This is a genomic window from Streptomyces kryoterrae (assembly GCF_054072135.1).
In genome coordinates this window covers 303,108-327,253 of the sequence record NZ_CM133358.1, presented here as the reverse complement: position 1 = coordinate 327,253, position 24,146 = coordinate 303,108, and the positions used below count along the sequence as shown (strand labels likewise).

The following is a 24,146-nucleotide window of genomic DNA, read 5'->3' as shown; positions in this document are numbered from 1 at the left end:
TCGACACAGGAGGGCACCTATGAGCAACAGGCGCTTAGGACTTGCCTCGGTCTGCACCGCGGCCGTGGCCGTCATGACCCTGATGGCCGGACAGGCACAGGCCACGGTGATCTGGGACGGCGACGCCTCCCGGGGCACCGGCATCTTCGCCAACATCGGCAGCAACTGTGCCGCACCCGGAGGCGTGACCGCGGTGGACGACTCCGCGCGGGGCAAGGTGTGGCGCTACCACAAACCGGCCGGCTCCAACCGCTGCGAGAGCCGCGGCATCACCGTGAGCGGCGACGAATACACGTTCACCAACGGCAGCACCCACTACCTGGGCTGGGCCAGCAAGCTTTCCAGCACGGTCGACAACAACGCGATCTTCCAGTGGAAGTCCTACGGCGACCACCAGCAGAACTGGCCCGTCGTGCTCAAGATGATCAGCGGCAGGCTGACGATGATCCAGCGGCAACCGGACGGCACCGTGCACACGATCTGGTCCACACCGGTTTCCGCGGGCGCCTGGAACCGTGTCGCCGTCGGTCTTCACCTGTCCGACGAGACCCTCGGCGGCTGGGTCGAGCTCTGGTTCAACGGCACCAAGCAGACCTTCAGCAACGGAACCCAGCGCTGGAACTGCCGCACCTTCGACAGCGAGAACCACCCGAAGTGGGGCGTCTACGGCGCCGAACCCAGCTCGATGGACCACTACGTGGACGCTCTGAAGATCGGAACGTCCTACGCGGACGTCGCCTGAGGGGGACGACGATGGCGGCGGCTGCCGCACGGACTCGTCCGAGACGGCAGCCGACCGTATTGCACCCTGCGTGATAACGGCAGTTCAGAGGCCCTGGTAGGCCTGTATCGAGGTCGGGCGCCAACAGCTACAGGGGCGTCGTCGTGTCTGGCTCCCGCTGCACGAGCTTCTCGAAGAAGAACTCGTGCTTGAGGAACGACGTCTCGTGTTCCGCCCCCGGGTAGGGCGGGATCAACTGGGCGGCCTGGAAGAGACGCCAGCCGTCCTCCAGCGCGGCGACGCCCGTCTCGTACGGCGGCTCATCACTGTCCCCCGTCGTGGGCCGGGTCGCGCCGGTGCCGTCGTAGCGGGCCCATCCGATGACCGGGGAGTCAAGCGCCGATGTGCCGAGGTACAGGACGAGAACCTGCTGCCGCACGGTGTTCGAACTGGTCACGCGCTTCTCCTCTGGGCAGGTCGGTTGGTGATACGGGTGGCCCAGTACTCGATGTCGAAGTCGGGGTCGGCGGACAGGAAGCGCCAGAGCCTGATCCGGTTGTGGATCTCCAGCCTGCCGGTGGCGGGTTCGTACCAGGGGAAGGTGTGTCCCAACTCGTCACGCACAGCTGGGTCGTGCAGGTCCCGCGTGTCCCAGAGCCGCACCTGAGGCACGGTCGGGTTGAAACGGATCTTGTACATGTGGCGAACGATGTCGCTCTCGTTGCGCCGGCCTCCGTGCCAGATGCCATGGTGCAGCAGGATGACCGTGCCGGCCGGGCAGGTCAGCCGGGTCTGGCCGCGCAGGTTCTGGTAGCGGCCGGTATCGGACTCGTTGGTCCGGCGCAGATGACTGCCCGGGACGATGAGTGTGCCGCCCATGTCCGCGGTGACCGCCTGCGGGTAGTACATGAGCTGCACGTCGAAGGCATCGGTCCGCAGATCGATGAGAGCGTCGGCGTGCAGCGGCTGCGCGCTGCCCTCACGCGGTTCACGCGTGTGTACGTAGTGGTGGTCGACGGTCGGATCGATGCCCACCAGGCTCTGCAACGCGCCTGCGACGGCGGGCAGTTCGACGAGTCGTCTGGCGAACGATCCCTCGGGGAAGGCCTTCGGCACAGGGGTGCCGTACGGCACGGAGGGCAGCCCCGCGGCGAAGACGCCGAGCGCCTCCTCGTTGAGTTCCCGGGGCACGACGCCGTCGAGGCGCAGGAAACCGTGGGCCACGAACCGCGCCAGCTGGACAGTACTCAGCAGTTGTCGTGTGGTTGGCATACGGCAACCGTAGGAAGAGACGGTGTCGAAGTCGTGGGTTGTATTCAGCAAGCACTGGTGATTTTCCACCATGACCCACTCCGCGGAGTTGGCTGTCGACCTGTCTCCGATCGCCCCCATCGGTCCGGCGGAGAAGGCGACCGTTCCCTGGCAGTGCCGGGCGTAGGACGGTCCGTCCCGATCCGTGCCGGAGCGTAAAGCGACAGGGCAGGGGCACCCGGAGGTGGTTCGTTCGACGAGGAGGGAGCCCATGTCCAGCGCCACCGCTCCGGCCGGAACCGGCCGCACCATCACCAGCTCAATCCCTGCCCGCCTCGACCGCCTCCCGTGGTCACGCTGGCACTGGACGATCGTGATCGGGCTCGGCACCGTATGGATCCTCGACGGCCTGGAGGTCACGGTCGTCGGCAATATCTCCGCCCGGCTCTCGGAGCCCGGCAGTGGTCTGCCGATCACCTCAGGTCAGGTCACCGGGATCGCGGCCGCCCTGTACGTGGCCGGAGCCTGCGTCGGCGCCCTCTTCTGGGGGCGCATGACCGACCGTTTCGGCCGCAAGAAGCTCTTCATGATCACCCTGGCGGTCTATCTGGTCGCCACCGCGCTGACCGCGGTGTCCTTCTCGACCTGGTGGTTCTTCGCGTTCCGCTTCCTCACCGGTTTCGGCATCGGCGGCGAGTACGCGGCCATCAACTCCGCGATCGACGAGCTCATCCCGTCGTTCTACCGCGGCCGTGTCGACCTCATCATCAACGGCAGCTTCTGGATCGGCGCGGTCGGTGGTTCACTGCTGTCGATCGTCGCGCTGAACACCGACATCCTGGCGAAGGACGTGGGCTGGCGGCTGACCTTCGCCCTGGGCGTGGTTCTCGGCCTGGTCATCCTCGTCGTACGACGGCACGTCCCCGAGAGTCCACGCTGGCTGCTGATCCACGGCAGGGAAGGGGAGGCGGAGGAGATCGTCTCCTCCATCGAGCGGAAGGTCGAGTCCGAGAAGGACGAGCCGCTTCCGGAACCCGAGCACGAGATCACCATCCAGCAGCGCAAGACGGTCGGGTTCGGCGAGATCGCCCGCACCGTCTTCGCGACCTACCGCAAGCGCAGTGTGCTCGGCTTCTCCCTCTTCATCGGCCAGGCGTTCCTCTACAACGCGATCACCTTCGGCTTCGGCGCGATCCTGACGAAGTTCTTCGACGTCCCGAGCGGCAGCACCGGCTACTACTTCGCCGTGATCGCGGTGGGCAACTTCTTCGGCCCGCTGCTGCTCGGCAAGCTCTTCGACACGGTTGGCCGCCGGGTGATGATCTCCTCGACGTACCTGCTCTCCGGCGTGCTGCTGTTCGGCACGGCATGGCTGTTCGATCGCGGCTCGCTGACCGCGACCACGCTGACAGCCTGCTGGTGCGCGGTGCTGTTCTTCGCGTCGGCGGGCGCCTCCAGCGCCTACCTGACGGTCTCCGAGATCTTCCCGATGGAGACGCGGGCCATGTGCATCGCCTTCTTCTACGCCATCGGCACCGCTGCCGGTGGCATCACCGGCCCGCTGGTCTTCGCCGACCTCACCGCGTCCGGCGTGGTCGGGGAGACCGTGCTCGCCTTCCAGATCGGCGCCGGCTTGATGTGCGCGGCCGGGATCGTCGCCGCGTTCCTCGCGGTGAACGCAGAACGCCGCTCACTGGAGGACATCGCCAAGCCGCTGTCGGCAGTGGCGCCGACGCCGGCGAAGGCCACGGGGGAAGGCAACGGGTAGGCCTGCTGGCGGCGCGACGGGCGAGGGGCCGAGTTCAGCTCCGGCGCAGGGGAGGGGCCGCTCGGCAGGAGGCAGGGGTCCGGCTGGTGGTTGCCGGGCCCCTGGTTTGTGGCTACAGAGACTGCGGCGTTCGAACGAGGACGTCCGTTGCAGGGCCGGCGCCCGCACCGCACAGGTCACCGCCGAAGAGCAGTACGCGCTCACGCTCGGCGGGGTCTGCGAGCCGCGTCCGGACCTGCTGTCACGGGACCGGCGAACGGCGAACGGCGAACGGCGAACGGCGAACGTCAGAGGGAGAAAGTCCTGCGGGCAGATGTCCAACCGCCTTGCACTGGGCATCATGCTGCGCGCTCCTCGAACATGACGAGTTGCGAGGGTTCGGAGGGCTAGGAGAAATCGCTCCAGCCGCTTCGATCGCTGATGGCATCGGGATGGTCCTCGACGTACGCCCGTACGACCGACTCGAAGTTCTCGTCGGGCCGGAGGCCGAGTGCCGTGGCACGCGCGTTGTCGAGTGCGGCCGGCCAGGAGCCGACGATGGCCTCGACGGCGGGGTCGGGTGCGACTGTCACCAGGTCGGCGACGGCGTCGCCGGCCACCCGGCGCAGTGTGTCCAGCATTTCGGCGACCGTGACCGTGAGCGCCGGCAGATTGACCGGAAGGCCGCCCTCGAGTCCGCCCGGGCCGCGCTCGGCCTCGGTGATGCGGAGGATGCCCTCGACGGTACGCCGCGGCGAGGCCAGGGCGACCCGCAGGCCGGGGCTGACCGGACAGGTGGCAGGGAGGCCCGCGAGCGGCTCGCGGATGATGCCGGACAGGAAGCCGGAGGCGGCGGCGTTCGGCATGCCCGCCCGCACCGAGACGGTCATCAGGCGCGCTACGCGTCCGTCGACGAAACCCCGGCGGGTGTACTCGGCGATCAACTGTTCGCAGATGAGCTTCTGCGTTCCGTAGCTGGACCGCGGTGTGGGCAGCGTCGACTCGCTGACCAGAGGCGGCAGCGGCAGCGTGGGGTCGGAACCGTAGACCGCGACGCTGCTGGAGAACACCACCCGGGGTGTCGGCCCGCCGGAGGCCGTCTGCGCGCGGGCGGCGTCGAGCAGTGCGCGGGTGGTGTCCAGATTGGCGCTCATACCGAGGTCGAAGTCGGCCTCGCACTCGGCCGAGACCGCCGAAGCCAGGTGGATCAGCATGTCCACCGGCTGCTCGAAGATCTCGCCGAAGCGCTTCGTCAGGTCGCCTCGGACGACCTCCACCACCGGGTCGGCCACCATCGGCGACCCAGCGGGAACGACCCGGTCGGCGAGCACCAGACGCTCGATGGGAGCGCCGCACAGGGTGCGCCGCTCGAGCAGGGTGTCGGCGACCCGCTGTCCCAGGAAACCGAAGCCACCGGTGATGACGATCCTCATACGCGTTCTCCTCGGTAGTTCTCGAGTTGGCCGGTCCTCTCGTCAATGGAGCCACAGAGGATGTAGCGAGTACGACAGTCGGCGCCGCCCCCAGCCGTCGATGGGCGCCCCGCATCCTGGCGGACCGCGCCGACGACACCACTGACCCGGCCACGCAGCTGCACGCGGCGGCCCGCCCGGCGCGACAGGGCGCAGCTTCGATCCGGACACGGGCGTTGGCTGTGGGTGGAACGCCCCATCGGCACCTTCTGTGCGCGTCCGGGGGCGCGGATTCGTGGGTTCCCACGTCACGGAGTGTCTGCGCCTCCGCTTCCGGGGCATACGGCGGTGGATCGGGTGTGAACGTCACCCAGCCGAAGACCGCCGCGAGCCGCCGCCCCGTGGGAGCCCCGATGCCGACCGCCGTACCGGAAAGAGCCGCAGGAACGACCGGAGAAGGACCCGACGCGGTCCGGGCGGGCCACTCGTCCGTCCTGCCCCGCGGAACCGGCAGGACCGCCGCGCGCATCGGCGCACTGACCGTTTGTCAGGCCGCCCTGATGGTGGGCTTCGGGCTCCTGATCACGGGTCCCGCCCGGAACGTGTGGCCGCTGACGGTCGAGGACAACGTCAACGAGGGATTCGAGCGGATCCGTACGGGTCCGCTCACCGCCCTCTCGTACCTCGGCTCCGAGGCGGGCAACACGCTCACGGTGATCGCCATCGCCCTGCTGAGCTGTGTGGCCCTGCTGCTCGTGCCCCGGCTGCCGATGTGGCGTCAGGCGGTCTTCCTCGCCGTCTCCGTCTCGCTCCAGGCACTGGTGTTCCTGGCTGTCACCGAGTCGGTGGACCGTACCCGCCCGGACGTGGACCGCCTCGACGCGTCCCCGCCCACGTCCAGCTACACCTCCGGCCACACCGGCGCGGCCACCGCGCTCTACGCCGGACTCGCCGTGCTCGTACTGTCCCGGGTGCGCAGGCCGTGGCGGTGGCCGCTGGCCGGGCTGCTGTTCCTCGTGCCGCTGGTCGTCGGCGTCTCCCGCCTCTACCGGGGCATGCACCACCCCACGGACGTGATCGGCGGAATGGTCAACGGGGCCCTGTCCCTGCTGATCGTCGGCCGTGCCCTGTTCGTCGACGGGTCCGTGGCCGCCGTTCCCTCGCCGCGGACCGGGGCCGACGACGCGCCCGCCGGGACCCAGGAGCGTGAGCCCGGCAGCACGTCCGTGATCTTCAACCCCACGGTGACCGGCGAAGACGCCCGCGAGAAACTGCGGCAGATCCTCGAACGACACGGCCACCGCGCACCGGCGTTCATCGAGACCACCGCCGACGACCCCGGCACCGGCCAGGCGGCCGGCGCCATCCGTGACGGAGCGACACTGGTCGTGGTCTGCGGCGGCGACGGAACCGTCAGGGCCGCCGCGGACGCCCTGGCCGGCAGTGGCGTGCCGCTGGCCGTGGTGCCCTGCGGCACCGGCAACCTGCTGGCCCGCAACCTCGGCCTGCCGCTCAACCCCTCCGACGCTCTTGACGCCGCACTGTCCGGCACCCCCCAGCGCCTCGACCTCGGCCGCATCGAGGGCGACGGCCTCGCCTCCACCCACTTCACCGCGATGTCCGGGGCCGGGCTCGACGCCGCGATGCTGGAACACACCGACGACCGCGCCAAGTCCGCCGTCGGCTGGGCCGCGTACGTGCTGGCCATCACCGCCACACTGCGCACACCCCGGATGCGCCTGACGGTCCGGCTCGACGACGCGCCCGTCCTGCACCGCACGGCCCGCATGGTGCTCCTCGCCAACGTCGGCACCGTACAAGGCGGTCTCACGCTCCTCCCGGCGGCCCGGCCCGACGACGGGCTGCTCGATCTGCTGATCCTCGACCCGCGCGGTCCCGGCGGCTGGATGCGCGCCCTGGGCATCCTGATGCGTGGCCGCAGGCGGCACTCGAGGCCCACGACCGTGGACACGCTCGTCCCCGAGGGCTCCGGCACGAAGGGCGTACCGGTGGAGTTCCTCACCTTCCGGCGGGCCGAACTCACCTTCGCCGCACCGCAGTCGCGTGAACTCGACGGGGACCCGGTGTCCCACGGCCGGCGTCTCACCGCCGAGGTCAGGCCCGGCGCGCTGACCGTCCTGCTGCCCACCCGGGAGAAGTGAATGGGCACCGCCAGCAAGGTCCCCGAGACCCGCGACATGACCGGCGACGAACTCTCGGTCGACGAGGCACTCACCTCGCTGCGCCGCTACGGCCGCTGGCCCCTGCTGCGCGACTCCTTCGTCCGCTTCCGTTACGCGGACGGCTTCAGCCATTCCCGTGCGCTCGCCCTGCAGACGGTGCTGTCGGTGATCCCGCTGGCCATCGCCTTCGTCGGGCTCTCCACCGCGCTGCACACGGAGAACATCGGGAGACTCGCCGAACTGACCATCCACCGGCTCGCGCAGGGGCCCAGCGCCGACGTCGTCGACGACGCACTCGACAGCAGCCGGCAGAGCGCGGGAGACGGTGCCCAGATCGCCCTCTGGTTCGGCCTGCTCTTCTCGCTGGTCAACGTCACCACCGCGATGTGCCAGATCGAACGCGGCGCCAACCGGATCTACGGCAACGAACGGGACCGCCCCTTCCACCAGAAGTACCTGCGCGGGCTCGTGATGTCCCTCAGTGCCGGGATCCCGCTCGGCCTCGGGTTCATCGTGATGGTGGCCGGCGGTGACCTGGCCGCCGCGGCGGTGACGGTCTATCACCTCGACGGCGACGCCAAAACCGTCTGCGACATCCTGCGCTGGCCCTTCGGCCTCCTCCTCGCCCTTCTCTCGGCCAGTGCGATCTTCCGCCGTTCGCCACGGCGCCGACAGCCGGGCTACACCTGGCTGGCCTTCGGCGCCGCCGTGTATCTCGTGCTGTGGACGGCCCTGACCTGGCTGCTGAGCCTGTACCTGGGCATCAGCGGGTCCTTCGACACGATCTACGGCCCGCTCAGCGCCTTCATGTCGCTGCTGATCTGGGCCTACCTGACCTCCATCGCCCTTTTCCTGGGGCTGTCCTTCGCCGCGCAGCTGGAGGCCGCGCGGGCGCTGCGCCCCGGTCCGATCACAGCCGACCCGGGAGTCTGAATGGTGGTCCGTGCCACGGCCCAGCGCCTTCGTGACCGTCGCCGCCGGGCGGCCGACCGGAGATTCGGCATCCGCCTGCTCGGTTCGGCCGCCGTCGCCGCTGTCGCCGCCGTCCCCTTCGGCCTGCTGCTCGTCCTGGTCGAGGGTCACTGGCAGCCGCTGCGCCGTCTCGACGCGGGTGCGGCGCGGGAGTTGAACGAGACCGCCCTCCGACACCCGGCGTGGACGGACACCCTGCGCTTCCTGTCCGACCGGGTGTGGGACCCGGTCCCCCTGAGGACGGTCGTCGCGCTGCTGACTCTGTGGCTGCTGTACCGACGGGCCTGGCGACTGGCCGCCTGGTCCGCCGTGACGGCCGTGACCGGCGGACTCGTCGGACTGCTGGTCAAAACGGTGGTCGAGCGGGCCAGACCGTCCCTGGTGGACCCGGTCGCGCACGCACCGGGATTCTCCTTCCCCTCAGGGCACGCGATGACCGCGACCACCTCCTTCGCCATCCTCCTGCTGGTCCTGCTGCCGATGGTGCCGCGCGCTGTGCGGCCGCTGTGCTGGTGCGTCGCGGTCGTGTCCGTCCTCGGCGTCGGTTTCACCCGGATCGCGCTCGGCGTGCACTGGTTCAGCGACGTCGTGGGCGGCTGGCTCCTGGGCCTCGCCGTCGTCGCCCTCACCGCCTGGGCCTTCGAGGCCTGGCGCAGCGACGCGGGCCGCGGACATGCCGGGGTACGGGAGGGACTGGAGCCCGAACTCACCGATACCCACCCCGAACCCGGCCCCTCCGGCCAGGAACATCACGCCGGGTCCCTACGCGACTGACGGCCCGGTCCGGGAGATTCCCGAACCGGGCTGTTCAGGAGGAAAAGGTTCTCCATAGGAGAGGGGCGAGGACCAGCAGGTCGTGGTCGCCTCGTCCGTGCGAGAGCCGGCCGCGGACACAGGGCGGTGCACAACACCCCTGGAGAGCAGGCGAGTTCCTCCGCACCACTCCGGGTCCCTTGGCGGCGAACCGAGGGAGGCGTCGAAGGGGTGGATCCACACGGGGCGCCTTGCCGGCCACCGGTGCGCAGCCCGTGCGCGGACAGACCAGGCGCGCTGAGCTTCGCCTTCGGCTTGGCGAGCCAGTCCATGAGGGCGACCAACAGCCGCCCCAGGGGACGCCGGTGTATTGGTGGGGCCACCCGACGGTGACCGGCGCACGATGTGTCGAGCCGCCCGCATGGACAGCCGATCCGCAGAGCGCCCTCGCCACCAGGTCGACGCCGCTCTCGGCGCCGGTGTTGCCGACGCCGACGCCGACGACGGCTCGGCCGTTGCCGGGCTCAGAGTTGCGGCAGGGATCCGGTGTGTGTGGCGATACGGACGCCAGGCATTGGTGGAAGACGGTCCGGAGTGGGTCCGAGGTGGCCGCATCACGCGCACACAGACCCCCGGGGCGCCGCTCGCGGCTTTCCCACCGGGCTTCGAGGCGAACACGGTTCGCCGGCGAGCGCTCGGCGGCTTCGGTTCAGGGCCTCGCGCGGATCGCCGCCTTCGACAGGAGCGGTGAACCACGGGCATCCAGTGATCTGACCCGTGCTACGGGCGTGGGCGGCCACCGAGGCCGACGTTTTGCAGTGGCTGGCAGCCAGAAAGGAATGTCCGAAACCTGACCGTCTTCGCCTCCAACCATTCCTGTCTCCTCTTTGTCTCACATGGCACAGATGCGCAATACGCGGAAAACGGAAGGGATGTGCTCGCCGATGAGACGCTGGGCAACCGTGCCGGCAGCGCTGGCACTGGTACTGGTACTGACAGGAGCAGGCGCAACTGCGTCGACTGCCGCTGCCGCGCCGCAGACCGAGGTGTGTGCGACGGGCTGGGGGAGTATGGCGAAGGCCGCGCCGGGGTCGATGGCGATGGCCGGATCCCTGACGGACGTCAGGACCGGCCGGCACGCCTGCTACGACCGGATGGTTTTCGATATTCCGGGCATGACGACGACCGACCCGGCCCTGTACTGGGTCCAGTACGTCCCGAGTTTCGCGCATCCCCCGTCGCAGACCGGTATCCCGGTCGCGGGAGGGGCGGTCATCGAGATCGAGTTCACCGCGCCGGTCGACGACGCGCAGTACCACGTCGGACTCGCGGACCCGCTGCCCGGGCTCAACCTCACCGGCTACCGCACCTTCCGGGACGCGAAGTTCGGCGGCTACTACGACGGAGGGACCCACATCGGACTCGGTGTCCGGGCCACGCTGCCGTTCCGGGTCATGGTGCTGCCCGACCGACTGGTGGTGGACGTGGCGCACAGCTGGTAGCCGAGCCACTGGGGACAGGGACATCCGCGGGGCGGGCCGACGCCGGGTGGCTCGACTGCTGCCCCGGCTACGGAGATCCGGCTCCCACGACCAACACGGCGGCGGGAGCCGGAAGCCCGTCCGCTTCAACCCAGCGCAAGGCCTCGTCCGGGGGCGTCGGGGCGTCGACCGGGTCGGATTTCACGGACAACCGCCGCCGCGATGCGGCGTCAGCTCACCAGAACCCGAAGCAGGCACGCTGACCAGGGCAGACGAGGTAGCACAACTGGAGTACTAGATCACCCTCGGAGCCTGCGGCCACCTTCGCACGCGGTACGGCATCCACCAGAGGAACTCCCCCAGCTGCGCGGCCAGTTCCTCCTGGAGGAAGTCGTCCACGATCGCGGTGGGTACGTCGGCGACCGGGGCACCGTCGGCGAGCAGCTCGATCGCCGCCCGGTATTCGGGCTCGTCGATGGTGAACCGGCGCAGTTCGCCCCGGCGCCGGTCGCGGACCTGGACGAATCCGGGCCCCTGCCGGTAGACGCACTTGCAGATGTAGTAACCGTCGCGCCAACGCCGTAGCGTCCCGTCCGGATCAGATACCCCCAGGACCGCGGTCGGGGGGTACAGATGGCTCAGCGGGATCCAGGCGTCGGGACCGGCCGCGGGGCGCACCTGCCAGTCGACCGCCATCGCCAGGCTGGTGAGGTCGCCGACGAAGCTCAGCGCGCGTACCGCCCAGGCGGCGTCCGTCTCGTCGGTCAGGTCCACGGGACGGGGCAGGACGACTCGGCGGGCCCCGGCTTCGAAGAGCCGTCGAGCCGCGTCACCGCCTCGGCCTTCGATGCCCAGGGGGCCCAGGCGCATGCCCGCGAGCTCGTTCGCGGCTTCGTCGTGGTCGCGCCAAGCCGTCACCGTGAACGCGCGGGACAGGGTGGGAGCGGGTACCGCGGTCATCGTCGTCTCTCTCCTTCTACGGGGCGAACGACCAGCTGTGCTGGAACTGTGGCGCGGCGTGGAGGCGTGAACCGGTATCCGCGCCCGCGCGGGGCGCGCGCAGGACTCAGGCGGGCGCCGCCGCCAGCTCCTGGGAGGTGGACTGCCGGAGGGAGTGCATCCTCAGCAGCTCCTCGTTGACCGCGGGCACCGCCACCTGCACGACGTGGCCCCCGTTCTCGAAGATCAGACCCAGCTCCCGCCAGCGCCGGAGGATCTCCCTCAGTTCGCCCTCACCGGCCGCATCGCCATGCTCCGCCCGGAGCTTTCGTACGGCCGCGGCGACCGAGTGGGGTTGGTCGAGCAGGCGGAACAGGGCCACTTCGGCGGGCTCGGTCAGTTCCAGCACATGCCACCCGAAGGCACGCCGGGTACTGACCAGGACGAACCGGTCGCCGAGGTCGCAGTAGGTGAGACGGCTGCCGGGATAGGACAGTTTCCACTGCCTGATCGCCGCGTTGAGCCGCCCCACGACGGTCTCGCCCACCCCACGCGGCGGTACGTCGAACACATAGGCCAGATCGAACATCTCGGATTCCGGCAGGTCGTAGGTGAGCCGGTACGGCTCGGCGGGCCGCAGATCCGAGAAGCCGAGTCCGGGATTGTTGAAGTAGGGGCTGAAGCGTTCGATGGCGATCCTGGCCGATTCCTCCACCGGCGGGTTGAGATGTTCCAGAGCCGGGAGCTGGACCGCCACCTCGTCGTAGTCCTCGGCGGCCTCCCCCGGAAAGCCGTGGAGGTAGTTCCAGATGACCGACAGCCCGGCGGCGGCGCCGTCCCGCATCATCCGCACGTTCTGGCAGCCGGTGACGCCCTTGTCCATCAGGCCGAGCACCCTGCTGCTGAGGCTCTCGATGCCCGGCTGGACGTAGATCAGACCCGCGTCGGCCAGGGTCTGCAGCTGGCCGCTGCGCATGTTCGACTTGATCTCGTAGTGCATCCGGAGATCGAGACCGCTCTCGATGATCCTCGGCAGCAGCGAGGAGACGTATCCCATGTCGAGGATGTTGTCGACGACGTACATGTCCAGAATCCGGTGCCTGCGGGCGAGTTCGACGATCTCGTCGAAGAACGCGCCGGGGTCCTTGCTCCTGAACTGCATGAACGAGCCGTTCAGGCCGCAGAACGTGCAGTGGTGCTTCTCCCCCCACCAGCAGCCGCGGGCGCCCTCGACGACGAGTTTCGGTTCGACCCACGACCGGGCGGCGGAGGCGGAGAGCCGCTCGAAGTACCCGGTGTAGTCGGGTGACAGGATCGCGGCGGGCGGCAGTGGCTTGGTGCTCATGGCGTTCGTCGTGGACCCGCCGTCCGCATCGCGCCGGCACAGCCCGGGGACGTCGGCGAGATCTCCGTCCCCCTCAAGTGCTCTGAGCAGGGCGGGGAAGGACTCCTCCCCCTCACCGCGCACGACATGGTCGACGAACGGGAAGTTCCGGTGCACGGCCTCGCCCTGTTTGCCGTCGCAGTTGGCGCCTCCCATGACGGTCACGATCCCCGGGGCGAGCCGCTTGACGTGCTTGGCGGCGGCCAGCGCGGCGGTGTTCTGCTGGAAGGTGGAGGTGAATCCGACGACATCGGGTTCGAGCGCGACGATGCGTTCGGCGATGTTCCGGACGAATTCGGGGGCGGCCGTGTGCAGTTCCATCGTCATCGCCATACGTTTGCCGGACAGCCGGTCGTGCATGGCATCGGTGAATTCCGTGGCCCTCCACTGCGTGTCGTCGTAAAGGGCCGATGAGAAGACCCAGTCGCCGCAGCCGAGGAAATAGGAGGCGAGGGAGTAGTAGCCATAGTCTCCGAGAGAGAAGTCCGTGCGCTCCGTCACCCAGTCCACGAAATCAATGTTGGCGTGCATGATCTCGGCCCGGCCGCCTGGAACGTATTCGTCGACGCTGCGCTTGAGAATACCGAGGGCCAGCGACGGGAGATCGATCGGCGCCCAGGGCATGTTCACCAGGAGTACACGCAAGGCTTGCCTCTTTTCAGGGGTCGGGATCGTGCGGCCGGACGGGGGCCGGCCCGCCACCGAAGCGCGGGCCGACCCCCGGTACTGCTACTGCTCTTCGTTCTCCTGCTCGTCGGCATTACGGAATCGGATGACTACGCCGACTCCGACAGCACGGTTCTCATCGGCGTCCTCAAGCGGGTCGTCGTGAAATATGTCCTTCTGCATGACACACACCCCCTCTCTGTCGATCGGATCTGTGACTGGGCCATGGTGCTGTTCACCCCGGCTCACTGCGGAGCCGGGACGTCTGGGACCGGTGCGTCCCGGGCCGGGGCAACCGCCAGGCTCCGGCCTAGGAATCGCAGGGACCGTTCCATGACGGCCACGTGCTCGGCGCCGTCGTAGCCGTCGTGTCCCGAGTCCAGCCAGACCAGCTCGTGCCGGACCGCGCCCGCGCGCAGCGCGGCGAGGTACACCTCGATCTGCTCGGGCGGGCACTTGGCGTCGTTGCGCGCGGCGACGATGAGCAGCGGGGAGCGGACCGCGCTCGCGCAGGTGGTGGGCGACGCGCGTTCGTAGCGCTCGGGAACCTGGTCGGGAGTGCCGCCGAACAGGGCGGTGTCCAGGGCCTGGAGGGCCGGGGTGGAGTGCCGGAAGGACGTCGCGCAGTCCGCCACCGGCTTGACGGCGACCCCGGAGTTCCACAGCTCCGGGTGAGTCCCGAGGGCGAGGAGAACGAGGTAGCCGCCCCACGAGGTTCCGCACAGGCCGACCGCGCCCTCACGGCCGACTCCTCGGCGCAGCAGCTCCGCGCGGACCCGTACCAGGTCGGCGACCTGGGTATGGCCGACGCCCTCGGTGTAGGCGGCGCGCCATGAGGGGCCGTAGCCCGTCGAGCCGCGGTAGTTGACCCTGGCGACGGCGAAGCCGGAGCCGACGAGGGACTGGACCATGGGGTCGTAGGCGTCGCGGTCGTGGTCGGCGGGGCCGCCGTGGACGAGGAACACCAGCGGGCAGGGCTGTGGCCGGTCGGCGGGGGTGGTGACCAGGGTGTGCACGGGGCCGTCGGGTCCCTGGGTCCACAGGTCCCGGTGGCGGCCGAAGGCGGGGAGCCGCCAGCCGTGTTGACCCGGCAGCCGCGCACCGGACAGCGACAGCGTGCGCGGCGGAGTGACCGTGTCGGTCCAGATGTAGTGGACGTCCCCGTCGGTACGAGGGGCGGCGTCGAGGACGCTGCCGGCGGGGACGGACAGTGCGGTGACCGTGCGCCGTGCCGGATCGGCGGTGAACAGGTGGCTGCGGCCGTGGCGTTCCTGGCGGAGCAGGATCCGGTCGCCGTCCGGGTACCACCGGGCGGTGGTCTCCGTGTCGAACGAGCACCAGGGGTACAGCTCCAGCCCGTCCGGCGACCGCCAGGTGCCGAGGTGGTAGCGGCCGTCCCGCTCGTGCATGACCAGCAGAAGGGGGTCGGCGGAACCGGGGGAGAAGCCGAGGGCCCAGATGCGGCCGGTGGTACCCGACAGGGTGTCGACAGTGGTGCCGTCCGGGGCGACGAGGGTGACCGCGCGGGCGGAGTGGGCGGGCCCGGAGAGCGCCAGGAGGTCGCCCCGGGGAGCCAGGTCGCACAGCCGTGCGTACCGGTCGGCCCGCAGCACCACGCTGTCAGGGCCGCCGCGCCGGCCCAGGTGGACACGGAGTCCCTCGGGGTCTCCCAGCCCGGCGGCCACCATGCCCCCGTCGGTCATGGCCAGACCGCGCGGCCGGCCGGGATCCGCTCCGGGGAATGCCGGGGCGTCCGGCCCGCCGCCGAAGTCCTGGACCCGCCAGTGCCCGTGGCCGCGGCGGTCCTCGTCGAACCACCAGACGGCAGCGTCCCCGTCGATGGCGTACAGCAGGGTGCCGTGCGGGCGGTCGGTCACCTGGCGGGGGGCTGCGGTGGCCCGGTCCCAGGCGAAGATCTCGCAACGGCCCTCGGCATCGCCCGCGTAGACCATCAGGCCGGGGTCGGTCGGGCAGACCGCGGGCAGTACCGGCCGGTACACGCCGTAGCCCCGCCCGGTCACCGCGGGCCCCCGTCGGGTGCGGACACGGGCTCGCGGAGGTCATGCGGTTCCCGCTCCGCATCCGGCCCGGGACCGTCGGCGCGCAGGTACTTCACGCGGAGAGTCGCGTACAGCGCCAGCAGGCCCAGGGCTGCCGCACAGCCGAGCCCCACCGTCCTGCCTCCGTACGCGGAGACCAGAACCCCGGCCGCGACGGGTGCGAAGGCCGCCAGGCCCTCCCCGGCCGTGCCGAGCACGGTGCCGACGCGGGCCTGCAGGGTGTCGGGCACCACGAGGACGGCGCGCGCGTGCAGGACGATGACGACGGACGGCGCGGTGAACGAGACAGCGCCGAGCAGCAGCCCGTAGGCCCAGGTCCTGGTGGCGAACGCGAGCCCGGCGGCGGCCGGCACCATGGCCCACGAGGCGGCCGCGACGACCAGCGCACTCGGCACGCGCCGCACCAACCAGGGTGCGGTGAGCGCCCCGACGAGCCCGCCGATGCCGGAGAAGGTGAGGATCAGGCCGATCGACGACGCGCTGGCGCCCCGGCCCTGCGCGCTGAAGACAGCATGGTAGTAAAGGGCGCCGAGCACGGCGTTGAGCCCTGCGGTCCACAGCATCACGAAGCGCAGGAAGCCGTCGGTCCAGACGAACCGCACGCCCTGGGCCAGATCGGAGCCGAACGAGGTGGCCGGGCCTTCCCGTTCGGGCGTCAGTTCGGTGCGTACAGCGCGGACGAGAGCCGCGGCGAGGAGGAAGGAGAGGGCATCGGCGAGGAACGGCACCCATCTGGCCGCCTGGTACAGGACACCGCCGAGGGTGGGTCCGACGATCTGGGTGGCCTGGTCACGCGCCTGCAGACTGCCGATCGCGCGGGCGTAGTCGGCCGGCGGTACGAGCCTGCGGATCGTGCCGTGGGCGGCGGCCGTGTAGCACGCACTCGCCACCTGTTCGACGACGGCGGCGCCAAGCAGGTGGGCGAAGGCGGTCCTGCCCGACGCCACCGCGGCGAATACCGTTCCCATGGCCGCAGCCGCCGCGAGGGCGGAGCAGATCATCATGGGTTTGCGAGGCCATCTGTCCGCCAGGACGCCCGCGAACGGGGAGGCCGCCAGCCCGCTCACCGTCGCTATGGATGCGAGCATTCCCACGAGGCCCGGCGGATATCCAGCCCCCAGCAATACCAGGGGCAGAACGAGGACGGACGCGCAAGTACCGAGTCCGTCTATCGCGCCGGCCGTCCAGAATAATCGAAAGTCCCGCTTCTGAAGAAAGGCGGAAGGCGGAGATAATTCGCCCGGGGCTGATCTGCCCATCAGTCGACAGAATTAACGTTTGAAACGCGCGAAAATACCCTCACAGCGGACCCTCCCGCATCGATCCCCGACCTTGTGCGGGGGCGAATTCAGCGCTGCTCGCCATGGAGCGCGCCCAGCGTAGCGAGCCTCCCTGCTTGCCGCAATACCGCGCGTACGACAGTTCACGACCTCCATGTGATCAGTCGGGACGGGGCATGAGCGGCGAGTTCCCTGTCGAATGAGATATCCCGGCGGCCACGCCGAATCTTGATCGTCCGTAAAGAATCTTCAGAGAAATTCGCGGGTGTGGTGGCCGATACCGGAACCAAACCCTTCGCAAATAGCCGCCTCGCCGTACGCCGAGTGCCGGTCGGACGCGGGGGGTACGGCGGCCGGCCCAGGGACTGTCGATCAATGAGGTCTCACTCCTGCGCGGCAGCCGTCAGCCAACCGCTCGCCGACCATGGACCCGGCCTGCTGCGCAACCGCGCCAGACCGAACCCGACCACGCCCGCAAGCACCGCCGAGCACTCATGCGACGGCTGTCCCAAGATGCCGCGCCGGACGCGACGTTCACAGCCGAGGTGGGCTTGGCGATCGAACTCGTGCCGACGGTTTCGCGTGTGTTGTCGCACCCGACCGGGCGAGCGCTGCCGATGTCCGAACTGTGAACAGCCGCAAAGTCGTTCTCGACCTGTGCGGTCGTCTCACCGGACCAGGTGAGGATCTGTCCGCAGGATGGCACGCCGAGAAGCACCGGCCCCGGAGGCGAGTGGATCCCTGTTGCCCAGGTGGCTCGCCGCCTGTGATCCTGAAGCCATGAGGCTCCCCGAATGCGGCTGAGGCTGAACCAGTTCAGGCCTCGGACCGGGCCGTACGAGTATCGTGTTGTGCAGCCCCGACAGCCCCTTCGCCACACCTCGCTGCGCGCCCCCGAGCCCATAGGCTTTCTGCTCGGCGACCATGACGGGCTGAACCGGCTCGCGGGCCTGTTCTCCTTCGCCGCGTATTCCCGGCACACCATCGTCCACGTACCGCTGCGCACCAGCCTCCCGCCGGACGAGGGCGTCGGCGAGCCGGTCGACCTCGTCCTGGCCCATCACACGCTCGGCCTGCGCCCCAGCAAGTGGCCCGAGCTGCGGCGCAAGCTGGTGAACGGCACTGCGCTGACCGTCCGCACCGATGAGGCGCGCACCGCCCGGGACGCCATGGCCTGGCGTGAATACTGTGAACGGACCGACAACCGGGACGAGTTGCGGCACGCCACCCACGCCCGGACGTTCTTCCTGTTCGGCAGTCGGGACGTTTTCGCCGGGACCGCCACGTCCTTCGCCCACGCGGCAGGCTGGGGTCCCCACCAGAGAGGCGTAGCCAAAGGCCACTCGGCACTGATGACGGCGCTCCCGGCACTGGTCCAGGAACTCGGTGGCGGGCACCCCTTCGAGGTGCTGATCTGCTTCACACCGTATCCGCTCTACGCGCACTTCAGACCGCCGGGCGGCTGAGCCGACCGGCGATCGCCGGGCTCGGCGGCACACGGCGTGACTCGCCCTCCGCCAGCCGAGGGCTCGGCGAAGGGCAGGCACTTGGCAGGTGTGGCCCGACGGGCAGGTTGATCCGCGGTCACCCACCGGGAGGAGCCCGGTCACTTCGGCAGCCGCTCGATACACCACCCATACGATTCACCAGCGGGTCGGCGGGTGCGCGGAAGGGCGCCCGGCGAACACCGGGCGCCCTTCTTGTGCCGCGCGGTTCACACTCAGCCGCGGAAGCCGAGCATCCCGTGAAGGGTGGCGCCGCCGGACACCGCGGCGGGTGACTCGGACGTGCTGCTCAGCGCCGACTTCGCCGGCTGGGCCTCCAGCGGCTTCGGGTCGGGCAGCTTCTGGCAGACCGCGTCGGCCACACCGCTGCCGCGCGGCACCGTGCCGTCGGTCAGGTACTTCACCAGGTACTTGTCCAGGCAGGCGTTCCCGCTCAGCGAAATGCCGTGGTTGCCGCCGCCCTGCTCGACCACCAGGCTGGAGTGCTTGAGCAGGCGGTGGACGGTGACGCCGCCCTGGTACGGGGTGGCCGCGTCGTTCGTCGCCTGGAAGAGCAGCACCGGCGGCAGCTTGGCGTTGGCGACGTTCACCGGCTTCAGCGACTTCGTCGGCCAGAAGGCGCACGGCGCGTTGTACCAGGCGTTGTTCCAGGCCATGAGGGGGGCCTTCTTGTACACCGCCCAATTGTCCTTCTGCCACTGCTTCCAGTCGCGCGGCCAGGAGACGTCACGGCACTGCACGGCGGCGTAGACGCTGTAGCCGTTGTCTCCGGAGGCGTCGATCGCCGCGAAATTCTCGTATGCCTTGACCAGCGGCTCGGCGTTCTTGTCGTTGACGTAGGCGGCGAACGCGTCGGCCAGGTCGGGCCAGTAGCCGTTGTAGTAGCCGCCGGGGATGAAGGTGTCCTCCAGCTCCGCGGCACCCACCTTGCCGCCCGCGGGCTTCTTGGCGAGCTCGTGCTGCATCGCGTACCACTTGGCCTCGATCTTGGCCGGGTCGGTACCGAGCTTGTACGTCGAGTTGTACTTGGCGATCCACGCCATGAGCGCCTTGTGGCGGGCGTCGAAGGCGTAGTCCTGCGAGATGTTGGCGTCGTACCAGACCCCGTCGGGGTCGACGATCGAGTCCAGCACCAGACGGCGTACCTGGCCGGGGAAGAGCTTGGCGTAGACCTGGCCCAGGTAGGTGCCGTAGGAGTAACCGAAGTAGTTGATCTTCTTGGCGCCCAGGGACTTGCGGATCGAGTCCATGTCCTTCACGGCGCTGATCGTGTCGATGTAGGGCAGCACGTCCGCGTACTTCCGGCCGCAGGCCGCGGCGAAGGACCTGGCGCGCGCCAGGTTCGCCTTCTCGATCGCCGGGGTGCTGGGGACGCTGGCGGGACGCACCGGGTCGAAGTTGCCCGGCTTGCAGTCGAGGGCAGGCTTGCTGGCGCCCACGCCGCGCGGGTCGAAGCCGATGACGTCGTACTGGGCCGCGACCGCCTTGGGCAGCGAGGACGCGACGAAACCGGCGAGCCCCAGTCCGCTGCCGCCCGGGCCACCGGGGTTGACCAGCAGTGGGCCCTGGTACTTCTTCGCGGTGTGCGGGACCCGGGACAGAGCCAGGGTTATCGTCCGTCCCCGCGGCCTGGCGTAGTCGAGCGGCACCTTCACCGTCCCGCACTGGAGGGTCGGAGTGTCCTCCGTGCCGCACTTCTTCCAACTGACCTTGGCCGCCTGGGCCGTGGCCGCGGACTGCGTCATGGCGGCCTCAGCCGGGACGGCCGTGAGCGTCCCGGCCAGGATGACGGTCGCACCACAGAACACCGCTGTGCTTCTTCTCATGAACTTCTTTCAGGGAGTGGGGGGTCACAGGGGACCGAACGGGCGCGATCCCGGCCCAATCCTTACCGGAAACTTAAACGTGAGAACCGTTCCACGCCAAGATTTGGAAGTCCGTTGGTGCAGGGCGCCCCGTATGGACGAGATCGGCATCATGCGTCTCGTGGCCTGGACTCGATACGGACGAACCACTGGCCGCGATGCTGTTCACCGAGCTGAAGCACCGAGGTCCGGACGACGCGTTGAGGCCGGCCTGGGGCGGGTTCGTTCCGTTGCGCCGCGCGCCACGACTGGGGCAAGGGCGCGGATCACGAGGTGGACTATGCCATGGGAAAGCGCGTGGAACGCGTTCCGGATCGCCGTCGCTGAATTGGCACACCCTCCGGATGGAAAACCGGACCCCTCTTTCCATTGAGTGGAAAGCCTGCCCGTTTTTGGTGAAGTTTCGTTGGGTGACACCGGCTTCCCCTTGTCTGGCCACGGCCCAGCTGTCACACTCCTCACGTGAAGCATTTGAAGTTCCAACACCCGATTACTGGTGCAACCCGGTCGCGATTCTGGTCGGTTGATCTGCCTGAGGTCTTACCGTTGAGCGCTGCTCCGGCCTGACCTGATATAAATCCAGGTGAACTGTGTGTGAACGCGGATTCCCGCCAATGCGCTCCGACCCGATGGCGTAGCTCCGTCTCTGCTCTCGTCGTACGAGCTGGCTGACGGGATTCCTCGTAGCGTATTCTCTCCCACTGGTATCCGGTCTTTTCTCTTCAGTCTCTCCTGATTTACTTTCTGTACGTTCAGAATTGATGGATCAGGAGTAATAATGCATCCGGTGCTGTGGTATTCGCCCCCTGCTCATCAGGCCACGCGGCCCTGTGGAGCTGTCCCTGTGCCTGCGAGAGGAAGCCGTCATGGACGTGGATGATGCGGACCTCGAACTCCTCCTGCTGATACGTCACTTCGAGCGCAAGCTGCTGGAACTCTTCGAAGCCGGTCAGCTCAACGGCACCACCCACACCTGCCTGGGGCAGGAGTACATACCTGTCGCGCTGCGGACGCTGCTGGCCGAAGCGGACTTCGTGTTCAGCAATCACCGTGGCCACGGCCACTACCTGGCCCGGTTCGGCGATCCGCACGGACTGCTGGCCGAGATCATGGGCCGTGAGGGCGCGGTCTGTCACGGAGTCGGCGGCAGCCAGCACATCCTGCGAGGCCGTTACCTCTCCACCGGAGTGCAGGGCGAGAGCATGCCGGTCGCTGTCGGTGCCGCGCTGCACCTCAAGCGCGAGGGCTCGAAGAACCTGGCAGCCGTCTTCCTCGGTGACGGCACATGGGGTGAGGGATCGGTCTACGAGGCCCTGAACATGGCCGCGTTGTGGCAGGTGCCGCTACTCGTCCTGGTCGAGAACAACGGCATCGCCCAGTCGACGCCGACCGGTGTGCAGCTCGCGGGCAGCATCGCCGGCCGTGCTGCCGCCTTCGGTGTCCGCCATCACCTCGTCCGGACCCAGGACCTCGACGAGATCAGGGCCGAACTGGGCCCGGCCGTCGCCCGGGTGCGCGACACCGGTGAACCCCTCGTGGTCGAGTTCCTGACCCAGCGGCTGGGGCCGCACAGCAAAGGTGACGACACCCGGCCCGCCGAAGAGGTGGATCTGGCCGCCGAGCGCGACTGGTATCGCCAGTACGCGGCCGCGATACCCGACCGGCTGGGGCTGTGCGACATACGCCAGCGCGCATTCGTCGAGCAGGTCGTGCGGGAAGTCGCCGCCCGACCCCTGTCCACGTGGGATGAACGATGCCTGTTGCCGAACGTGTAGTCGAGAACCTCAATCGAGCCCTGCACGGTCTGTTCGCGCGGGACGAGGATGTCTACCTCCTCGGTGAGGACATCGTGGACCCCTACGGGGGTGCTTTCAAAGTCACCCGAGGTCTGTCCGAGCGTTATGGTGACCGGGTGCTCGCCACTCCGCTGAGCGAAGGTGGAATCGTGGGCGTGGCCGCCGGCCTTTCGCTCGCCGGTGACAAGACGATCGTGGAGATCATGTTCGGTGATTTCATCGCGCTGGCCTTCGACCAGATCCTGAATTTCGCCAGCAAGTCGGTTTCCATGTACGGTCGCCGGCTCCCACTGAAGCTCGTCGTCCGGTGTCCCACCGGAGGAAACCGCGGCTACGGTCCCACTCACAGTCAGAGCCCGCAAAAGCATTTCGTGGGAATACCTGGACTGAATCTTTACGAACTGTCTCCGTTCCACGAGAACGAAGTCGTTCTGGAGCGTATGTTCCGAGACGCGGAACCCTGCGTCCTGTTCGAGGACAAGGTGTTGTACACCCGGCGAATGCGCCGTGGCGGTGTTGTCGATGACGTATTCAGTTTCGACTTCGCCGATCCTGCGCGGGAGTTCGCCCGCGTGTACGCGGGGCATCCGGACGACGCCGATGTGGTGCTGATCGCGCCGGGAGGGCTCGTCGACCGCGCGCTCACGGCGATGCGCGGGTTGCTGCTGGACCACGAGATCACCTGCCAGCTCGTCGTCCCCTCCCGGCTCTACCCCTTCGACCTCGACCCTTTGCTGCCCATGTTGGCGGGGGCCGGCCGAGTCTGCGTGGTGGAGGAGAGCACGGCCGGCGGGACCTGGGGTGCCGAGATCGCGCAGGCCGTGCACAGCCGACTGTGGGGGAAGCTGGCGGCGCCGGTTCGGCTGGTGCACTCGGCGGCCAGCGTCATCCCGACCGCCACCCATCTGGAACGCGACGTGCTGGTGCAGAGCGAGACCATCCATCACGCGGTACGGGAGATGTTCGTTGGTTGATATCGCGGTCCCCAAGCTGAACAACAATGACAGCTCCTACCTCCTCGTCGAGTGGCTGTTCGACGACGGTGACCAGGTACCGGCCGACGCGTCCGTCGCCGTACTGGAGACCTCGAAGGCCACCGAGGACCTGATCGCGCCGGCCTCCGGTGTGCTCCAGCGCATCGTGCCCGACGGGACCGAGTGCGCCTGCGGCGAAGTGATCGGCCGGCTGGTGGGGAGCGCGGCCGACAGCCCGCCGGCACCCGCGCCGTCCCCGGACGCCGGCGCGGCGCACACCGCGAACGACTCGGGGCCCGCCCCGCTCGTGACCGGCCCGGCTCGTGAGCTGATGGACGAACTCGGCATCGACGAAGCCGAGTTGCGTCTGCTGGAGAAGAAGGTCGTCAAACGGGCCGACATCGAACGCCTCGCCGACCTGAGGAGCGGATCCGGAGCGGCGGCGAACCCCGAGGGGCATCGGCTGAGCTCGAATCAGCGGGCCGTGTGGAACGTGGTCAGCGAGTCGCAGCGGACGATCCCTGCCGCGTTCACGCTCGTCCATGTGGACATGGGACAGGTGGAGGAGAGCGCGGCCCGTCTCGGCACCATGGCCGGCGCCACCGAGTTCGTCATCGCCGCCATGGCCCGGCTGCGCCAGGACTTCCCGCTGTTCTTCGCCGCGCCGGGTGAGACCGGCTGGGTGAGGCCGGCCGACGCCTCCCACATCGCGGTCACCGTCGATGTGGGAAAGGGACTGTTCACACCGGTGGTCCGCGAGGCGGAGCAACTCTCGGTGACGGAGATCGCCGACGTGATGATGGATTTCCGTATCAAGGCGGTCCGGGACGGCTTCCGGGGATCGGACCTCGCGGGCGGCACGGCGCTGCTCGCGCTCAACAACGACGCCGGTGTGGTCATGGCGACCCCGATCGTCTTCCCCGGGAACACCTGCGCGGTCTCCCTCGGCGACACCCGGGACGAACTGGCGGTCGACGACCACGGAGAGGTCCGGCTGCGGCGGGTGGCCGCGATCGGGGTTGCCTATGACCACCGGATCGTCAACGGGCGCGACGCCGTGCGATTCCTGCGCACTCTGCGGGAGCGACTCGAGCATGCGCACGAACTGACCGTCAGCCCCCGGGACGTTCGCTGACAGGTCCGCCGCGGGACGCGTT

Annotated in this window: 18 protein-coding genes; 10 read left to right on the top strand and 8 right to left on the bottom strand. The window is 69.0% G+C overall.

From position 1 onward, the window contains the following. The first annotated feature begins 19 nt into the window (after positions 1 to 19). Entirely contained in the window at positions 20 to 742 is a 723-nt protein-coding gene (locus ACW4TU_RS00950) for a heparin lyase I family protein (protein ID WP_457423587.1), read from the top strand. A gap of 127 nt (positions 743 to 869) precedes the next feature. Here the strand turns inward: ACW4TU_RS00950 and ACW4TU_RS00945 are convergent, their stop codons facing one another. Together ACW4TU_RS00945 and ACW4TU_RS00940 are read right to left on the bottom strand one after the other, a co-directional pair. Beyond that, positions 870 to 1,178 carry a hypothetical protein gene (locus ACW4TU_RS00945; protein WP_457423585.1) on the bottom strand — a complete coding sequence of 103 codons (309 nt, stop codon included), beginning with the start codon at positions 1,176 to 1,178 and terminating at the stop codon, positions 870 to 872. Next, entirely contained in the window at positions 1,175 to 1,993 is an 819-nt protein-coding gene (locus ACW4TU_RS00940) for a phytanoyl-CoA dioxygenase family protein (protein ID WP_457423583.1), read from the bottom strand. Before ACW4TU_RS00940 ends, ACW4TU_RS00945 begins: the two co-directional genes overlap by 4 nt. Positions 1,994 to 2,243: 250 nt before the next feature. Here ACW4TU_RS00940 and ACW4TU_RS00935 point away from each other — a divergent pair, with 250 nt between their 5' ends. Beyond that, positions 2,244 to 3,740, top strand: a complete 1,497-nt coding sequence (locus ACW4TU_RS00935; protein ID WP_457423581.1) for an MFS transporter — start codon at positions 2,244 to 2,246, stop codon at positions 3,738 to 3,740. Positions 3,741 to 4,126: 386 nt separating this feature from the next. On the opposite strand, the gene denD is transcribed toward ACW4TU_RS00935, so the two are convergent. Continuing rightward, entirely contained in the window at positions 4,127 to 5,152 is a 1,026-nt protein-coding gene (denD, locus tag ACW4TU_RS00930; RefSeq protein ID WP_457423579.1) for a D-erythronate dehydrogenase, read from the bottom strand. A gap of 392 nt (positions 5,153 to 5,544) precedes the next feature. On the opposite strand from denD, the gene ACW4TU_RS00925 reads away from it, so the two are divergent. The 4 genes from ACW4TU_RS00925 to ACW4TU_RS00910 all read left to right on the top strand — a co-directional run bounded on the left by ACW4TU_RS00925 (position 5,545) and on the right by ACW4TU_RS00910 (position 10,541). Beyond that, complete coding sequence (locus tag ACW4TU_RS00925) at positions 5,545 to 7,293, top strand: bifunctional phosphatase PAP2/diacylglycerol kinase family protein (RefSeq protein ID WP_457430637.1); 1,749 nt, start codon at positions 5,545 to 5,547, stop codon at positions 7,291 to 7,293. Then, on the top strand, positions 7,294 to 8,247 hold the full coding sequence (locus ACW4TU_RS00920; RefSeq protein WP_457423577.1) for a YihY/virulence factor BrkB family protein: 954 nt from the start codon (positions 7,294 to 7,296) through the stop codon (positions 8,245 to 8,247). After that, positions 8,248 to 9,060, top strand: a complete 813-nt coding sequence (locus ACW4TU_RS00915; RefSeq protein ID WP_457423575.1) for a phosphatase PAP2 family protein — start codon at positions 8,248 to 8,250, stop codon at positions 9,058 to 9,060. A gap of 923 nt (positions 9,061 to 9,983) precedes the next feature. Next, positions 9,984 to 10,541: an AMIN-like domain-containing (lipo)protein gene (locus tag ACW4TU_RS00910; protein ID WP_457423573.1), complete on the top strand. Its 558-nt coding sequence runs from the start codon at positions 9,984 to 9,986 to the stop codon at positions 10,539 to 10,541. Between the two features lie 273 nt (positions 10,542 to 10,814). Here the strand turns inward: ACW4TU_RS00910 and ACW4TU_RS00905 are convergent, their stop codons facing one another. From ACW4TU_RS00905 to ACW4TU_RS00890, 4 genes are all read right to left on the bottom strand, one after another. After that, positions 10,815 to 11,480 (bottom strand): DUF5825 family protein, encoded by a 666-nt coding sequence (locus tag ACW4TU_RS00905; protein ID WP_457423571.1) that lies wholly within the window; start codon positions 11,478 to 11,480, stop codon positions 10,815 to 10,817. A 106-nt stretch (positions 11,481 to 11,586) separates the two neighbouring features. Next, a complete protein-coding gene (locus ACW4TU_RS00900) occupies positions 11,587 to 13,488 on the bottom strand; it encodes a RiPP maturation radical SAM C-methyltransferase (RefSeq protein ID WP_457423569.1) in 1,902 nt (633 codons plus the stop codon). Positions 13,489 to 13,754: 266 nt separating this feature from the next. Next, entirely contained in the window at positions 13,755 to 15,530 is a 1,776-nt protein-coding gene (locus ACW4TU_RS00895) for a S9 family peptidase (protein WP_457423567.1), read from the bottom strand. After that, positions 15,527 to 16,828: an MFS transporter gene (locus ACW4TU_RS00890; protein ID WP_457423565.1), complete on the bottom strand. Its 1,302-nt coding sequence runs from the start codon at positions 16,826 to 16,828 to the stop codon at positions 15,527 to 15,529. Before ACW4TU_RS00890 ends, ACW4TU_RS00895 begins: the two co-directional genes overlap by 4 nt. Before the next feature lie 815 nt (positions 16,829 to 17,643). On the opposite strand from ACW4TU_RS00890, the gene ACW4TU_RS00885 reads away from it, so the two are divergent. Then, positions 17,644 to 18,315: a hypothetical protein gene (locus ACW4TU_RS00885; RefSeq protein WP_457423563.1), complete on the top strand. Its 672-nt coding sequence runs from the start codon at positions 17,644 to 17,646 to the stop codon at positions 18,313 to 18,315. A 254-nt stretch (positions 18,316 to 18,569) separates the two neighbouring features. Here the strand turns inward: ACW4TU_RS00885 and ACW4TU_RS00880 are convergent, their stop codons facing one another. Beyond that, positions 18,570 to 20,180, bottom strand: a complete 1,611-nt coding sequence (locus tag ACW4TU_RS00880) for an alpha/beta hydrolase (RefSeq protein ID WP_457423561.1) — start codon at positions 20,178 to 20,180, stop codon at positions 18,570 to 18,572. A gap of 905 nt (positions 20,181 to 21,085) precedes the next feature. Here ACW4TU_RS00880 and ACW4TU_RS00875 point away from each other — a divergent pair. From ACW4TU_RS00875 to ACW4TU_RS00865, 3 genes are read left to right on the top strand one after another with little or no spacing between them, the layout of a single operon-like run. Beyond that, a complete protein-coding gene (locus tag ACW4TU_RS00875) occupies positions 21,086 to 21,994 on the top strand; it encodes a thiamine pyrophosphate-dependent dehydrogenase E1 component subunit alpha (RefSeq protein WP_457423559.1) in 909 nt (302 codons plus the stop codon). Beyond that, positions 21,973 to 22,989: an alpha-ketoacid dehydrogenase subunit beta gene (locus tag ACW4TU_RS00870; protein ID WP_457423557.1), complete on the top strand. Its 1,017-nt coding sequence runs from the start codon at positions 21,973 to 21,975 to the stop codon at positions 22,987 to 22,989. Before ACW4TU_RS00875 ends, ACW4TU_RS00870 begins: the two co-directional genes overlap by 22 nt. Then, positions 22,982 to 24,124 (top strand): 2-oxo acid dehydrogenase subunit E2, encoded by a 1,143-nt coding sequence (locus ACW4TU_RS00865; RefSeq protein WP_457423555.1) that lies wholly within the window; start codon positions 22,982 to 22,984, stop codon positions 24,122 to 24,124. The genes ACW4TU_RS00870 and ACW4TU_RS00865 overlap by 8 nt, the downstream gene beginning before the upstream one ends. The last annotated feature ends 22 nt before the right edge of the window (positions 24,125 to 24,146 follow it).